The organism is Methylobacterium sp. WL120, assembly GCF_008039465.1.
GTDB classification, from domain to species: Bacteria; Pseudomonadota; Alphaproteobacteria; order Rhizobiales; family Beijerinckiaceae; genus Methylobacterium; species Methylobacterium cerastii.
In genome coordinates this window covers 1-14,673 of sequence record NZ_VRUT01000122.1, presented here as the reverse complement: position 1 = coordinate 14,673, position 14,673 = coordinate 1, and the positions used below count along the sequence as shown (strand labels likewise).

Below are 14,673 nucleotides of genomic sequence, written 5' to 3'. Positions count from 1 at the left end.
TCCGTGCCGGCGTCGCCGGCCGCGGGGCGGCGGTCGTCGTCGCGGGCCGTACGGGGGCGGCCGTCACGGTCGCCTTGGTTGGCGCCGTCGCGGCGGGCGCGGGTTGCGCCGGGGCGGTGCGGGCGGCAGGCGCTGCACGCGCGCCCGCTTCCGCGACCCGTCGCTGCTCGCTCGCCTGCGGCTGGACCACGTCGACCGCGCGGTTGGAGCGGGCGACGAGGGCCGAGAGCTCGTTCAGCGCCTTGATCTGGTCCGAGACCACCCGGCGCATCTCGCCGGCGGCGTCCTGGGTCTCCTGCGGCAGTTCCAGCACGCCGCGGGCGAGGTCGGCGCGGGTGGCGTCGAGCTCGGTCCGGATCGCCCCGGCCATCTCGCGCATGCCGGCGACCGACTCGCCGAAGCGGGCCTGCGCCTCCGCGAAGACGGTGCGCATCTCGGCCGAGGCGGCGGCGATGGCGGCGCGGACGGCCTCGGTGGTCTTCTCGCCCTCCGTGCCGGCATCGGTCCGCAGGCCTTCGAAGGCCCCGGCGACGCGGGTGCCGGCGGCCTCGGCCGACTGGGTCAGGCTCTCGCCGACGGCGCGCGCCCGCTCCTCTGCGGCGTGCAGCGCGCGCTCGATGCCCTCGGCGAAGGCCGCGGTCCGGCTCTCCAGCGCGACCGAGCGCTCCTGCAGGCCGGCCAGAGCCGTCTCGACTGCTTCCCCGCGGCCCGACAGAGTGGCGGCGAGCCGGTTCTCGACGCCTTCGAGCGAGCCGGCGGCGTGGCCGAGTTCGGCGACGTGGGTGCGCGACTGCTCGGCGAGCGCACGGCTGCGCCCGTCGAGGGCTTCGGCGAGGTTCGTGGCCTCGCGCACGGCACCCTCGGCGACGCCGCGCAGGGCCTCGACCTGAGCCGAGACGCCTTCGCTCGCGGTTCCGGTCTGCGTCGCCACGTCGTGCAGCGCCGCCTGGATCTGCTGGACGCGCTCGGCGAGCTCGCCCTCGACCGCGCCGAGGTTGGCGTTGGCGCCGACCAGCAGGTCCTTGAGCGCGGCGTTCGCCCCCTCGATCCGGGCGACCACGCCGCCGAGGTCGCGCCGCAGGCGCTCGTTGACCTCCGACAGGCCGGCGATGGAGCGGGCGGCCCCGTTCTCGACCGCGGCGCGCAGCGCCTCGGCGGATTCCCGCGATTGGGCGGTGAGCGCCTCGGTGCGCTCGCGCAGCGCCTCGATCAGTGGCTGCCCGGTCTCGGCCAAAGCCCGCTCGATCGCTGTGCCGCGCTCGGCCAGGGCGCCGGAGAGCTGCAGCACCGGCCCGTCGATGACCGCGCGCAGGCGCTCGATATGACCCTTCATCGTGTCCGTGACCGAGCGGCCGGTGCCGTCGACGCGCTCGACCAGGGCTTCGCCGCCCTCCTCGATGCCGCGCACGATCGTCTCGGCGCTCTGCGCCAGGCGGCGCGCCAGGGCTTCGCCACGCGCGTCGACCAGGCTGCCGAGCGCGACGGCGCGGCGCTCGAAGCCTGCGGACAGGGCCTCGGTCCGCTCGTCGAGCAGGGCCGCCATCGCGGCGTTGCGCTCGTCGAGGGTGGCGCCCAGCATCGCGCTGTGGCCGTCGGTGAGCGCCGCGTGGTCGCGGGCGCGCTGGTCCAACGCCGCCACCAGGGCGGCCATGCGCTCCTCGACGAGGCCGGCGAAGGCGTCGTGGCGGTCGTCGAACGCCGTGGCGATCGCATCTCCGCGCGAGGCCACCAGGGTGGCGAAGGTCTTCATCCGGCTGTCGATGCGCTGGGTGAAGGCCTCGCTGCGGCCGTCGACGCTCACGGTCAGGGCCGTGCCCTGCGCCTCGACGGTCTTGGCGAAGGCCTCGGTCCGGGTCTGCAGCAGGTCGGCGAGGTCGGCCATTCGGACGTCGAACGCCTCGGTGATCGCCCGGGTGCGGGCCTCGACGTCGCCGCCGAGCGCCGTGGTGCGGTTCTCCAACAGGTGCTCGATCGTGCCGGTCGCCTCGTCGAGCAGGGCGCGCAGGCCCTCCATGCGAGCCGCGACCGTGCGGGAGAAATGCTCGGCGCGATCCTCGACGGCGTTGCCGAGGGCGTGGCCGCTCTCGTCGAACAGGGTGCGCAGGGTCTGCGTACGGGTATCCACGGTCTCGGCGAGCTGCCGGCCACGGCTCTCGACCATCCCGTCGAGGGCTTCGTGGGCCTCGGAGAAGGCGTCGCGCAGGGCGGCCGTGCGGTCGTCCAGCGTCTGGGTGAGCTGTTGCTGGCGCGCCTCGACGAGCTGCACCAAAGCGGCCGGCGCCTCGTCCAACACCGCGCGCAGGGCGACGACGCCGGCGTCGACGGTGGTGGCGAGCTGCCTGCCGCGGTTCTCGACCAGCCCGTCGAGGGCCGCGTGGGCCTCCGAGAAGACGTCGCGCAGGGCGGCCGTGCGGTCGTCCAGCGTCTGCGTGAGCTGTTGCTGGCGCGCCTCGACGAGCTGCACCAGCGCAGCCGGCGCTTCGTCGAACACCGCGCGCAGGGCGGCGACGCGGGCGTCGACGGCGGTGGCGAGGTCGTCGCCGCGGCCTTCGACCACGGCGTCGAGGGCGGCGTGCGCCTGCTCGAACAGGGCGCGCAGCATTTGTGCCCGCGCGTCCACCGTCTTGGCGAACTGCGTGCCCCGGCCGTCGACGAGGTTCGCCAGCGCATCCAGGCGCTCGTCGAACAGGCTGCCCATCGCCTGGGTGCGGTCGTCCAGCGTGGTGGTGGCGTGGCCGAGCGTCGCCGCGATGGTCTCGACCAGCTCGCGGCCGCGGTTGTCGAGGGCGTCGTGGAGCGGTCCCATGCGGCCGTCGAGGCTCGACGACAGGGTGGTGGCGTGCTCATCGAGCAGGACGCGGATCTGGTTGGTGCGGGCGTCGAGCAGGTCGTGGACGGTGCGCACGCCCTCGTCGAGCAGGCCGCTGATGTCCGAGGTGCGGGACGCCAGCGTGCGCCCGAGTCGGCCCTCGCCGTCGCCGAGCATGCGCTCCGCGTCCGCGATGGTCTGCTGGAGCTTCGCCAGCACGCTCTCGCCGCGCTGATCGATGACCTCGCCGAGCGAGGTGCCGCCGCGGTCGAACAGGCGGGCCAGCTCGGTGATGCGGCCGCCAATGGCGCCGAACACCATGCGGCCCTTCTCGTCGAGCTCGCTCGACATCGCGGCGGTGCGCTCGTCGATGAGGTGGCCGAGCAGGTCCGAACGCTCGGCGAAGGCGCGCCGCACCGCTTCGGTCTGGGTGGCCAGCGCCGCGTCGGCGCTGGTGGCGCGCTCCTCGATCAGCGCGACGAGTTCCTGGACGCGCCCGGCGAGGGCGGCGTCGATGCCGCCGGTCCGCTCCTCGATGGCGCGGGTGAGGTCGGCGACGCGCGCCGCCATCGCGGCGTCGATCCCGCTGGTGCGGCTCTCGATGGTCGCAACGAGCTCGCGGGTGCGGCCGCCGAGTTCCTCGTCGATCGCGCGGGTGCGGCTTTCGATCAGGCGGATCGCCTCGAAGGCCTGGGCACCGAAGCGCTCGTCGACCAGGCGGCTGCGCTCCTCCAGCGCCGCGCCGATCGCTTCCAGGCGGCCGAGCACGCCGGTGTCGAAGCGTCCGGCCCCCTCGTCGAGGCGGCGCGCCATCTCCTCGCTGCGCTCGGCGAGGGCGTCGCTGAGGGCGGCGGCACGGGACGCGATGTCCTGGCCCAGGCCCGCGGCACGGCCGTCCAGCGCCTCGACGAGGTCGCGGCTGCCCTCGGCCATGATCCGCGCCATTTCGCCGGTGCGGCCGATCAGGGCCTCGTTCAGCGCCGTCGCGCGGGTGCCGAGATGGCCGTCGATGTGGCTCACGAGGTTGGCGAAGGTCTCTCCGATCTCGGCCGAACGCTTGGCGGAGCGGTCTTCCAGGGCGCCGAGATGCGTCTCGACGGCGTCCCGCGCGTCGCGGGTGCGCTCGACGATGGTCTCGGCGAAGGCCTGGCCCCGGACGGAGATGAGCCGGTCCATCTCGGCGAGGCTGCCGCCCATGGTCTCGCCCAGCGTGGAGGTGTCGCGGGAGATCTTGTCGGCGAGGATGTCGCCGCGGGCGATGATGTCGTGGAGGGCGGCGAGGCGGTTGCCGATCGTCTCGTCGATCGCCTTCACCCGCACGTCGGCGGTCTCGCCGAAGCTGGCGCCGCTCTGGTGCAGGGCGTCGGCGACGCGCGCGCCCTGGGTCGCCACGGCGAGCACGATGTCGCGCCCGGTTCCGGCGATCCGCGCCTGGGTCTCCTCGGCATGGCTGGCGAGCAGGTCGGTGACGCCGCGGCCGTGTTCGCCGAAGGCCGCCTCGATCGTGCGCATCCGGGCCGACAGCTCCTCGGCGACCTGCTCGGCCGCGCGGGCGATGGAGCCGGTGGTCTCGTTCGAACGGGTCGAGAACTCGGCGTTGAGCGTGCCCATCGCGGTGCGCAGGGCTTCGATCGCCGCCTCGGCGCGTCCGCCAAGCTGGCCGCCGGCCTCCTCGGAGGCGGCGCCGATCCGGCCGAGCAGGCCGTTCATGTGGGTCTCGACGGCGCTCGTCACCTCGCCCGAGGTGGCGCGCAGGGCGTCCATGGCGGCGGAGACGCGGGCGGCCATCTCTGCGGTCTGGGCGGCGGTCGCCCCGTGCGCGGTCGAGGCGGCGAGGGTGATCGCCTCCGCGGCTTCGGCGCTGCGGGCAGCGAGGTCGGCGGCGGTGTCGGCGAGGCGCCGCTCGAAGATCTGCACGGCCTCGACGGTGCGGGCTTCCAACTCGCCGGTGGCGCCGGCGGCGGAGCGACGCATCGCCTGCGCCGCCTCGGCTCCGGTGGCGCCGATCGAGACCGTGGTCTCCTCGGCCGAGCGGCGGAAGCTGTCGACGGCCTCGGCGGTGCGCGCCACGATCTCGGCCGACAGGGTCGCGATGGTCTCGCGCAGGGACCCGGTCGCACCCGAGGCACCGTGGGCGAAGGTGTCGCCGAGGCTGGCGAAGGCGGCCTCCAGGCTGGAGGCCGCCTCCTGCGAGCGCAAAGCCACGAGGCTGCCGGCGCGCTCGCCGGCCGCGTCGAGGCGGGTCTCGAGGGCGCCGCCGTGGAGCGTGATGGTCTCGTGCAGGCGCCCGGCGATCGCCTCGATGCGGTCGGCGACGACACCGCCGCCGGCGGTGACGGTCTCCGCGATGCGCTCGGCGGTGCCGACGAGGTCGTCGCGAACCGTGGTCGCGCGGGTGGTGAAGGTCTCGATCACCCCGGCTGCGGCGAGCGCGAGCCCGGCCTGGGCGTCGCGGCCGCGGGCCTCGATCGACGCGGCGACGCCGTCGCCGGCGGTCTCGATCTCGGTGCGGAGGGCTGCGCCGCGTCCGGCGATGTCGTCGGACAGGGCGGTGCCGGTCGCCGCGAAATGCGCGCGCAGGGCGTCGCCGGTCTCGGCGAAGCGGGCGGTGATCTCGCCGCCGGTCTGGGTGAAGCGCTCGGCCAACGCGTCGCCGCGGCTGAGGAAGGTGGTCTCCAGGCTTCCCGCCGAGCGCTCGAAGCTTTCGCGCACGGTGGCGCCCTGGCGGTCGAGGGCGTCGATCACGCCGGCGCCGGTCTCGGCGAGCGAGCGCGCGACCTGGCTGGCGTTCTCGGCCAGCCGCTCGGTGAGCGCGCCGCCGGTGCTCTCGAACACGCGGGTCACGTCGGCGGCCCGGGTCTCGAACGAACGGGTCAGCGTCTCGCCTACCTCGGCGATCGAGCCGCGCACGCCCTCGCTGGTGGCGGCGAGCCGCGCGATCAGCTCGTCGCCGCGCCCCGACATCACGCCGACCACGCGGTCGCCCGCCTCGCCCAGCGACGCCGTGATCGCGTCGCCGCGCGCGTCCAGCGCCCCGGTGACGCGCTCGCCGGCTCCGGTCATCGCCGTGACGATGCGCTCGGCCGCGCCCTCCAGCTCCTGCGTCAGGCTCTGGTGCGAGCCGGTGATCGCGCCGCGCACCCGCTCGGCGTTGGCGACGATGCTTTCGCGCTGCGCGACCAGCTCGTCGACGAGCGAGCGGATCCGGATCTCGTTGTCGGAGTAGGCCCGCTCCAGGGTCGCGATCTCGCCGCGCACCAGGGTCTCGAGCTCGCCGGCCCGGGCGAGCGCCCGCTCGACGCCGTCGCCGACGGCGGCGACTTCGCGGCGCACGGTCTGCGACATCGTCAGCACGGCGTCGGTGGAGAAGCTTTCGGGCTCGGCCAGGCGGATCGCGACCTCGCCGACGGCGCGCGCCACGAGGCGCATCTCCTGCGCGCGCACGGCCAGCATGCCGGTGATCAGGAACAGCACCACCGGCCCGACAAGCGCGGCCGCGCCGACGGTCGCCTGCAGCGCGGTGAGGCCCGTGAGGAACCCGCGCAGGTCGCCGCCGGACTGGTTCCAGGCGAGCAGCGCGAGGCCGTTCACCCAGACGAAGGCCGCGAGCGCGGCGAGGATGTAGGGGGTGCGGGCCGGGCGGACCCGGAGCGTCTGCTGCAGGATGCCGATGTTGCGGCGGTCGTCGTTGGCCACGAGGGAGCGGTCGGGCGGCAGCAGGCCGCCCTCGCGGTGGGCGCGCTCGCGGCCGGGCGGCGGCACGTCGGAGGCGAGCGGCGGATCGAGGTCGAGGCGGGGCGGGCTCAGGCGGCCGGCCTGCTCCTGCAGCGGGTCGCCGTCGCCGACGTCGGGCAGGCGCGGCTCCGCGCGGGCCTCGGCCTCGGGCGTCAGGACCTCGAGGTTCAGCGCCTGCTCGATCGCAGAGAGCGCCGCCTCGGCCGGGTCCTTCAGCTTCTTCTCGGTGGCCATGCAACGCCTCGTTACGCGATCCCGCGACCGCCGGCGAAAGCCGGAGGCGGAGACACAACTACCCGTTTACCAAGTCAATTTAGACCCCGTCGCCCCCTCGGGATACCCGACCGGCGCGTCGGCGCCGGAAATCCTTAACGGAATGGTTACCAAGGCGGGGCGGCCCATGCGGACGGGCCGCCAAACCATGATGCCGCAAGGACGACCCGGTGGCGACCGCTTTGCCGCCTGCCCTGTGGACAGCAGGGACGCGGGCAAACCAGACAGGCAAGCTAGAAAGGCAAGAGGGATCGGTAGAAGGGGAGGTACAGGTCGATGGGCAGGTAATAGGGCATGTGGATGGGCAGGTAGAAGGCGTCGAGCATGGAGACCATCGATCGCGCGCATCTCGCCGCGCAGACCTTCGGCGACGCCGACCTCGCGGCCGAGCTTCTCGGCCTGTTCGCCGACCAGTGCCGGCGCATCCTGCCGCGCTTGGCCGACCCCGCGCTGCCGGCCCAGGACCGCGCCGACCTCGCCCACACCCTGAAGGGCTCCGCGGCCTCCGTCGGCGCCAGCCACGTCCGCGACCTCAGCTCGGCTGCCGAGACGGCGTTGCGCGGCGGCGGCGACGGTGCCGCGGCGGTGGCCGACCTGGAACCGGCCGTCGCCGCATGCCTCGCCGAGATCGCCTGAGCGGCCGACCTCTGCGGCAAAAGCGGTCGCGCGCGTGCGGTGCGGGAACACCCTGCAGGTTTTCGCGTAGGCCGCAGCAACAAACCGCCCGCGTGGGCTTGCGCCGGCGCGCCCGGACGTCGCCGTGCTTGCAATCCGCGTCATGCCCCGTAAGCAGGCTCGGCGCTCGCCGGACACCTGCCCGCCCGACACTTGCCCGCCCGATCCACGAGCCCGGAGTCACGGATGCCCAAGATCACCTACGTCGATCATGCCGGAACGGCGAGGACCGTCGAGGGCAGCGTCGGCGCCACCGTCATGGAGACGGCGCTGCGCAACAACGTGCCGGGGATCGACGCGGAGTGCGGCGGCGCCTGCGCCTGCGCCACCTGCCACGTCTACGTGGCCGACGACTGGGCTGCGGCGGTCGGTCCGGCCGAGGACATGGAGCAGGACATGCTCGACTTCGCCTCGGACGTGAAGGCGACCTCGCGGCTCTCCTGCCAGATCCGCATCAAGCCTGAGTTCGACGGCCTCACGGTGACGACGCCGGCCCGCCAGGGATAGAGCGTTTTCCATCATCCCTGGATCACGGAAAACGCTCTATCTCATTGCGGGGTCGCATTGTCTTCACGCGAGCCGGAAACCACCTCGCTTGAAAATGCTCTCGGCGGTCTGGGCGGTCATCGCAGCAGCGCCCGCATCGCGCCGTCGAGGCCTTCAAGGGTCAACGGGAACATGCGGTCGGAGAACAGCCGCCGCATCATCCCGATCGACTGCGTGTAGCCCCATTGCGGCGTCGGCACCGGATTGAGCCACACCGCCTTCGGGAAATGCGCGAGCACCCGCTCGACCCAGGCCGCGCCGGGTTCCTCGTTCCAGTGCTCCACCGAGCCGCCGGGCGCCGCGATCTCGTAGGGGCTCATCGAGGCGTCGCCGACGAACACCACGCGGTAGTCCGACGGATAGGTTCGGATCACGTCGAGGAGCGGCGTCGTCTCGTCGCGGCGGCGGCGGTTCTCGGTCCATACCGCCTCGTAGGGGCAGTTGTGGAAGTAGAAGTGCGCAAAATGCTTGAACTCCGAGCGCGCCGCCGAGAATAGCTCCTCGACCTGCTCCACGTGCCAATCCATCGAGCCTCCGACGTCGAGGAAGAGCAGAACCTTTACTGCATTGCGCCGTTCCGGCCGCAGGCGCACGTCGATGTAGCCTTGGCGCGCGCTCTCGCGGATCGTGCCGTCGAGGTCGAGTTCCTCGGCCGCGCCCGTGCGCGCGAAGCGGCGGAGGCGCCGCAGCGCCAGCCGCATGGTGCGGGTGCCGAGCTCGACGGTGTCGTCGAGGTCCTTGAACTCGCGCTTGTCCCAGACCTTCACCGCGCGGAAGTTGCGGTTGCCGTCCTGGCCGATGCGGATGCCTTCCGGGTTGTAGCCGTAGGCGCCGAAGGGCGAGGTGCCGCCGGTGCCGATCCACTTCGAGCCGCCCTGGTGGCGCTCCTTCTGCTCGGCAAGGCGCTGCTTCAGGGTCTCGAACAGCTTGTCCCAGCCGAGCGCCTTCATCTCCGCCTTCTCGGTGTCGGTGAGGTATTTCTCGGCGAGCTTGCGCAGCCATTCCTCGGGGATGGCGGTCGGCGCCACGGCCTCGCCGACGGTTTCGAGCCCCTTGAACACCGAGCCGAACACCCGGTCGAACCGATCGAGGTGGGCTTCGTCCTTCACCAGGGCGGTACGGGCGAGGAAGTAGAACTCCTCCACTCGCTTGTCGGCGAGGTCGCGCTCGAGCGCGCCGAGGAGGATCAGGTACTCGCGCAGCGAGACGGGGATGCGCGCCTCGCGCAGAGCGGTGAAGAACTGAAGCAGCATGGGCCGATAACGCGCCGCAGGCGCAGTCGGGTCAAGCGCCGGCGGAGGATGCCGGTCGGCACGATTTGGACCGAGAGGCGCGGATTCCTGGGCACAAGTCCGCATTCCTGTTGATATCTGGTCGAGTCAGACTCGCACGGTCACTGAAACAGTCATGGGAATCGACCATCTCGGATGCATCGAGTCCAGCCGGGCGTGACAAGAGTCCACATGTCCGGAATCGGGAGGTCTGCGATGGCAGTCATCCTACGCAACATGTCCGAATTCAAGCGGTTTCTCGGGAAGCCGGGCGCGATGATTCAAGTCGTGCGCAACACCTTCATGGATCGCCAACCGGAGGCGGCCCGCGCCGCCTATCGCGACAAGGGCATGTACTTGCCGCGCACCGTCCAGGCGATCTCGCGCAAGGCGGCGGTATTCGCCTTGAAGGGGCATCCGGGCACGGTCTGGCTGTACTGGGACAAGGGCGCCCGCGGCTGGCGCTTCAACGGCGACACGGTGACGGTGCCGCTCACGATGGGGTTGGGACCGCCCGACGAGATCGTCTACCGCTGCAGCTTCGCGGACGGGTTCGAGCCGGCTCGCGCGGTGAAGACGCGGAAGGCCGAGGCCCGTGACTGGCACGGCGAGGCGATGCCGAACCTGATCTGATCCCCGACCTTGATCTGATCCCTTGCCGCGATCCCGGAGGGCTCAGGCCCGCCGCACGACGGTCGCGGGCTCGTCCTTCGGCGAGGCCTCCCGCGGCCCTTCCTGCGCCTTGCCGACGGTGCGCCGCGCCCGGAACACCGGCCGCGTGTCGGTTTCCTTGCGCTTGAGCATGGCGCGGTACTCGTCGCGGCGCTCGTGGATCGACGCGATGACGAGACCCATCGGCACGCCGACGTCGACCAGCACCGCCTCCGAGAGCTGCAGCGAGGCCTCGATCGTCTCCGGCACCGCGTCGTCGACGCCGAGCTCGTAGAGCGCGGTGGCGTGCTTCGCGTCGCGGGCTCGGGCGACGATGGTCAGGTCTGCCCGCTCGGCGCGGGCGGCCACCACCACAGCCTCGACGGCGTGCGGGTTGTCGAGGGTCACCACCAGCGCCCGCGCGGTGGCGATGTCGCACCGGCGGAGCAATTCGGTGTTGGAGGAATCGCCGAAGTAGACCGGCTTGCCGAGCCGGCGTTGCTCGGCGACGCGGGCCGCGTCCGCATCGAGGGCGAGGTAGGGGATCTTGTGGCGGGCGAGCATCTCGCCGACCTGCCGCCCGACCCGGCCGTAGCCGGCGACGATGACCCGGTCCTGCTGCTTGTCCGGCGGCGGGTCGGCCCGCACCCGGCCCTGCTGATGCTTCGAGGCCCGCTTGCCGATCCGCCGGCCCAGGGCGGCGAGCCCCGGGATCATGATCATGGTCACCGTGGTGACGATCAACGCCGCCCCGCCCACCGGCTCCGGCACGAGGCCGGTGGCCATCGCCCCGCCGATCAGCACGAAGGCGAACTCGCCGCCCGGCCCGAGCAGCATCGCGGTCTCGAACGCGACCGCGCGGGAGAGTTTGAGGGCGGGTGCCGCCATCACCACGACGGCGGCCTTGATGAACAGCAGCGCGAAGGCGAGCCCGAGGATCGCGCCGGGGGCCGCCAGCAGCTGCGCCGGATCGAGGTTCATCCCCACCGAGACGAAGAACACCCCGAGCAGGAGCCCTTTGAACGGATCGATGGTGGCCTCGATCGCCCGGCGGTACTCGGTCTCGGCCAGCAGAAGCCCGGCCACGAAGGCGCCGAGCGTCATCGACAGGCCGGACGCCGCCGCCGTCAGCGCCGTGGCGACGATGACGAGGAGACAGGCCGCCATGAATAGCTCGGCCGACTTGGTGCGCGCCACCAGGTGGAACAGCGGCCGGAGGGCGAGCCGCCCGGCCACCACGATCACCACCAGGGCGATGGCGGCCTGCGCCAGCGCCAGGGCGAGCGCGCCGCCCATGTCGGCGCCGTCGCTGCGGCCCGAGACCGCGATCGCGAACAGGACCGGCGCGACGGCTAGGTCCTGGAACAGCAGGACGGCGAAGCTCGCGCGCCCAGCCGGCGTGTTGAGCCGCCGCTGCTCGGCCAGCACCGGCAGCACCACGGCGGTGGAGGAGAGCGCCAGCGCGATGCCGACGATCACCGCGCCGGCCAGCGGCACCTTCAGCCCGAACAGGATCGAGCCGATGATCAAGGCCGAGCAGATCACCTGGATCGAGCCGAGGCCGAAGACCAGGCGCCGCAGGGTGCGCAGCCGCTCCCAGGACAGCTCGACCCCGATCATGAACATCAGGAAGATGACGCCGAACTCGGCCAGGTGCGCGATCTCGGTGCGGTTGCCGATCGTGAACAGCGAGATCCAGTGGAACTGGTCCGAGAACCGGCCGAGCCCGAACGGTCCGAGCAGCGCGCCCGCGCCGATGAAGCCGAGCACCGGGCTGATGCGCAGGCGATGGAACAGCGGCACCACCACGCCCGCGGTGACGAGGAACAGGATCGCTTCCTTGTAGGAGCCGGCATGGACGTCGGGCATCGGCGGTCGGTTCGAACCTCTTGGCGACGTGACTGGGCGGGGCTGGCGCGATCATGCGAGGTGGGCGCTCCCCGAGCAACCGGGAATCGCCGTCGCGGCGCGATTGGGCGGGCGTGCGCCGGGCGCCGGCCTCGGAAAGTGAGGCATTTGCGCCACCTCCCGAACGGTAGCGGTGGACGGCCGCCATGCGGCCCAAATTCGGCACAATGCCCGCTTAGCGAAAGCGGTTAACGAACGGTTACGCTCAACCGCGCGTCGCGTACGATCCGACCTTAGAGAGCCCCATGCGAAAGATGCCCCCGAGCCGGGAGGTCCAGCGCGAGCGCCGCGCCTGGGCCGTCGAGTCCGACAGGTGGACGCACGAGCGTCACATCGAGAAGGGCTACCGCATCAAGTGGGGCTACGTCGCGATCGCCTACCTCGTCGAGTTCATGGTGATCGGCGCCTCGCTCTGGGGTGCGTGGTTGTTCGCCTCCGTCTACAGCGACGGCGACGACCACGCCTTCTACTTCATGCTGCTGGCGCCGCTGGTCTACGCCGCGGTAGAGCTGTGCCGCGTGCCGCTCGGCATCCTGGCGCGCACCCAGCGCTCGTACTTCATCCGCGCGCTCGCCATCGTCGGCATCATCTTCGCCGCAGGCGTGACCACGAAGTCGGTTTCCCAGCTCGGCGAGATGATGTTCCATCCCCGCCTGATGGAGGCCTCGAAGACCAAGACCGCGCTGAAGGACGCGCAGGCCGACCGCAGCACCATCGACAACCGCATCTCTGCCGCCGACGCCCGCGTCGCGCAGTACACGACCGAGCTCGACCAGATCGAGAAGCGCGCCGCCGACAACGCGGCCCAGCTCTCGGCCCTGCCGGCCCAGCGTTGCGAGAAGGTGTTCGGCACCAACAGCCGCGGCGTGCGCTACCAGAACCTGAAATGCGTCACCGACCCGCGCACCGCGACGCTTTCGGCCGGCGTCGCCAAGGCCTCGGCCGACCGCGGCGTGCTGACCAAGGACCTCGAGGAGGCGCGCAAGGCGCGCGCCCAGCTCGACCGCGGCGCCGCCGAGCGCAAGGTCGCCGACGCCGAGCAGGCCTACCGCAACGCCGTGAACCGCTCGCAGCTCCACTCCTTCACGGCCATGGTCTACGGCGTCGACCCGATCGACGTGTCGGAGCAGCAAGTGCACGCCTTCCTGCGCATCTTCGTGTTCCTGCCGGCGCTCTGCGCCGCCTTCGCCTCGACGATCCTGGCGCTGTGCGCGGTCTCGGTGCGCAAGACCTTCATGGACGAGGACGACCTCGGCGCCGCCGTGAACCTGGAGGCGACGCCCTACATGCTGGAGTCGATCACCGAGGCGCTGAAGCAGAACCTCGAGCCGGTCCTGCCACGGCCGAACCGCGAGGCGGCGACGGGGGCGGTGATTCCGATCAACCGTCCGGCCGCGGGCGCCGCGCCTGGGTTGAACGCCGCCAACCAGCCGGGTAGCCAGCCGATCCTGCCGGCCGCCAGCGCGGGAGCGGGCGCATGAGCTACGTCGCGCAAGGCTCGCCCGAGAACATCGCCCTCGCGCAGCAGGTCAACGGCCGGCTGCGCGCGGAGTCCCGCATCGTCTTCGCTCGCGCCTTCCTGTTCCGGGCGGCGGGCGCCGGGGTCTTCGTCGCGCTCGCCGGCATCGGCGTCGGGGCCGCGGCCTACGGTTGGGCCACGATGAACCAGTTCGACACCGCCGCCGAGAAGATCGCAGCCGCGATGCAGGCGGCGCTTTCCGACGTCACCCTGAAGACCAAGGGCGAGGTGACGCTGACGGACAACGTGCTCAAGCTCGAAGGCGCCCTGCCGAAGGCCGCCGCCGCGCCGACCCCGACGAAGGCGCAGCTCGGCGCCGACGCGGCGCCGGCTTCGAAGGCGATCGTCAACACCACCTTCACGGTCTTCAAGCAGGTGCCCTATCTCGACGGGCAGATCGTGACCGGCTGGAACTTCAAGGACAGCGCCGACCAGCCCTATCAGCAGTACTGCTACTTCTCCCGCCGTTCCAACGAATCGAAGGGCCAGGTCGAAATCAAGATCGACCTGGCCATGGACGGTAAAACCCTGCCTCAGCCGCAAAAATCAGACGTGAATCTTGCGATTCTCGCCTCGAACTGCGTGTGGCACGACGGAAAGTCCCTCTAACCGGCAAAGACGCGGCTTGCGCGCACGGAAAATCGGTTCAGCGGAAACGGTTCTCTAACCGCTCTCGGGCGAGGATACGTCTGCACGAGCGTGCGTGCAGACGTAATCCGAGTACCGCCGATGGACGACCTTCTGCGCGAGTTCCTGACCGAGAGCGGCGAGCATCTCGACACGGTCGACACCGAACTCGTTCGCTTCGAGCAGGATCCGAACAACGAAACGATCCTGCGGAACATCTTCCGTCTCGTCCACACCATCAAGGGTACTTGCGGCTTCCTCGGCCTGCCGCGGCTCGAAGCGCTGGCGCATGCCGCCGAGACCCTGATGGGCCGGTTCCGCGACGGCCTCGCGGTGACGAGCCCGGCCGTCAGCCTGATCCTGGCGACCCTCGACCGCCTCAAGCTGATCCTCGCCGACCTCGAAGCCACCGGGACGGAACCCGCGGGCGCCGACACCGACCTCATCGAGGCGCTGGAGCGGATGTCGCTCGGCACGCCCGAGGTCGAAGCCGTCCCCGAGGTCAAGGCGCCCGAGCCGAAGCTGCCCGAGATCGTGGTGCGGGAATGCAAGCCCGGCGAGGTCTCCCTCGACGACCTCGAAGCCGCCTTCCTCGCGGCGCCCGGCCCCGACGACGCGGTAGCCGGCGGCCTTCAGCACGGGGCTGAGCATGTCGCGGA

General features: G+C 71.8%; 9 protein-coding genes. 6 read left to right on the top strand and 3 right to left on the bottom strand.

The window, feature by feature from the left end; all coding sequences use genetic code 11:
* Positions 1-6,778, bottom strand: a 6,778-nt coding sequence (locus tag FV229_RS19575; RefSeq protein WP_147753566.1) for a hypothetical protein, incomplete at its 3' end; no start/stop codon positions are given.
* A gap of 363 nt (positions 6,779-7,141) precedes the next feature.
* Here FV229_RS19575 and FV229_RS19570 point away from each other — a divergent pair.
* The gene (locus tag FV229_RS19570; RefSeq protein ID WP_147753565.1) at positions 7,142-7,453 is read left to right on the top strand and encodes an Hpt domain-containing protein; all 312 of its coding nucleotides are present in this window, start codon (positions 7,142-7,144) and stop codon (positions 7,451-7,453) included.
* Between the two features lie 225 nt (positions 7,454-7,678).
* Positions 7,679-7,999, top strand: a complete 321-nt coding sequence (locus FV229_RS19565; RefSeq protein ID WP_147753564.1) for a 2Fe-2S iron-sulfur cluster-binding protein — start codon at positions 7,679-7,681, stop codon at positions 7,997-7,999.
* A gap of 116 nt (positions 8,000-8,115) precedes the next feature.
* Here FV229_RS19565 and FV229_RS19560 read toward each other — a convergent pair whose 3' ends face one another.
* Positions 8,116-9,291 (bottom strand): VWA domain-containing protein, encoded by a 1,176-nt coding sequence (locus FV229_RS19560; RefSeq protein ID WP_147753563.1) that lies wholly within the window; start codon positions 9,289-9,291, stop codon positions 8,116-8,118.
* 234 nt (positions 9,292-9,525) lie between these two features.
* Between FV229_RS19560 and FV229_RS19555 the strand changes: the two genes are divergently transcribed.
* Positions 9,526-9,942, top strand: coding sequence for a hypothetical protein (locus FV229_RS19555; protein ID WP_147753562.1), 417 nt, complete (start codon positions 9,526-9,528; stop codon positions 9,940-9,942).
* 42 nt (positions 9,943-9,984) lie between these two features.
* On the opposite strand, the gene FV229_RS19550 is transcribed toward FV229_RS19555, so the two are convergent.
* Positions 9,985-11,829 (bottom strand): cation:proton antiporter, encoded by a 1,845-nt coding sequence (locus tag FV229_RS19550; protein WP_147753561.1) that lies wholly within the window; start codon positions 11,827-11,829, stop codon positions 9,985-9,987.
* A gap of 284 nt (positions 11,830-12,113) precedes the next feature.
* On the opposite strand from FV229_RS19550, the gene FV229_RS19545 reads away from it, so the two are divergent.
* The 3 genes from FV229_RS19545 to FV229_RS19535 form a co-directional block, all read left to right on the top strand.
* Positions 12,114-13,349 (top strand): ATPase, encoded by a 1,236-nt coding sequence (locus FV229_RS19545; protein WP_147753560.1) that lies wholly within the window; start codon positions 12,114-12,116, stop codon positions 13,347-13,349.
* The gene (locus FV229_RS19540; RefSeq protein ID WP_147753559.1) at positions 13,346-13,996 is read left to right on the top strand and encodes a hypothetical protein; all 651 of its coding nucleotides are present in this window, start codon (positions 13,346-13,348) and stop codon (positions 13,994-13,996) included. The genes FV229_RS19545 and FV229_RS19540 overlap by 4 nt, the downstream gene beginning before the upstream one ends.
* Positions 13,997-14,116: 120 nt before the next feature.
* On the top strand, positions 14,117-14,673 hold a 557-nt coding region (locus tag FV229_RS19535; protein WP_187275206.1), incomplete at its 3' end, for an Hpt domain-containing protein.